The following is a 1,287-nucleotide window of genomic DNA, read 5'->3' as shown; positions in this document are numbered from 1 at the left end:
TACAGTCAATTAATATTCGACAAAGGGGGCAGTAACATAAAATGGAGTAAAGATAGCCTCTTCAGCAAATGGTGTTGGGAGAACTGGACAGCTACATGCAAAAAAATGAAACTTGAGCACCAACTTACACCATACACCAAAATAAATTCAAGGTGGATAAAAGACTTAAATATAAGCCGTGACACCATTAAAGTCCTAGAGGAGAACATTGGCAGGAAAATCTCAGATATTTCACGCAGCAACATTTTTACTGATATGTCCCCTAGAGCAAGGAATATAAAGGAAAGAATAAACAAATGGGATCTCATCAAAATAAAAAGCTTCTGCATGGCTAAAGAAAACAGTATTAAATTAAAAAGACAACCAACTGTATGGGAAAACATATTTGCCAATGATACCTCAGACAAAGGTTTAATCTCCAAAATATACAAAGAACTTACACGACTCCACTCTAAGAAGACACCCAACCCAATTAAAAAATGGGAAAAGGACTTGAACAGACACTTCTCCAAGGAGGACATACAGAACATTCAGAGACACATGAAAAGATGCTCAATATCACTAGCTATCAGAGAGATGCAAATTAAAACCACAATGAGATACCACTTTACACCAGTCAGAATGGCCATCATAAACAAATCAACAAACAACAAGTGCTGGAGAGGTTGTGGAGAAAAGGGAACCCTAGTGCACTGTTGGTGGGATTGCAGACTGGTACAACCATTATGGAAAACAGTATGGAATTTTCTCAGAAAAATAAAAATTGATCTGCCTTTTGACCCAGCAATTCCACTGCTAGGATTATATCCTAAGAATCCTAAAACATTAATTTCAAAGAACCTATGCACCCCAATGTTCATAGCAGCACAATTTACAATAGCCAAGTGCTGGAAGCAACCTAAGTGCCCATCAGTAAATGAATGGATCAAAAAATTGTGGTACATTTTCCGTGGGCCTTCCAAAATACACAATCGCGGTTCAATTCCCTGTCAGGGCACATGCCTGGGTTGCAGGCCAGTTCCCAGCAGGGGATGCACAAGAGGCAACCACACATTGATGTTTCTCTCCCTCTCTTTCTCCTTCCCTTCCCCTCTCTCTAAAAATAAATAAATAAAATCTTTATTAAAAAATTAAACTAAAATTATTTGTCATACAATTCAGAAATTACTGTGCTCTGTTTAGCGCTGCTTTTTAAAAAAATGTTCAGTTTATCCAAATAATACTTACTGATCTATGCAATGTGCTAGGCAATAGAAAAACAGAAATAAACAAGACCCTTACCTCACA

At 37.5% G+C, this 1,287-nt stretch carries 1 protein-coding gene; it reads left to right on the top strand.

Annotation, left to right across the window (positions count from 1 at the left end; genetic code table 11):
• On the top strand, positions 1–1,110 hold a 1,110-nt coding region (locus DVH29_RS16765; protein ID WP_199562619.1), incomplete at its 5' end, for a hypothetical protein.
• Positions 1,111–1,287 lie beyond the last annotated feature (177 nt).

Source organism: Pelagibacterium lacus (assembly GCF_003345525.1).
Taxonomy (GTDB): Bacteria; Pseudomonadota; Alphaproteobacteria; order Rhizobiales; family Devosiaceae; genus Pelagibacterium; species Pelagibacterium lacus.
Note: the sequence above shows the minus strand (reverse complement) of the source record. Positions and strands in the feature narration are given on the sequence as shown.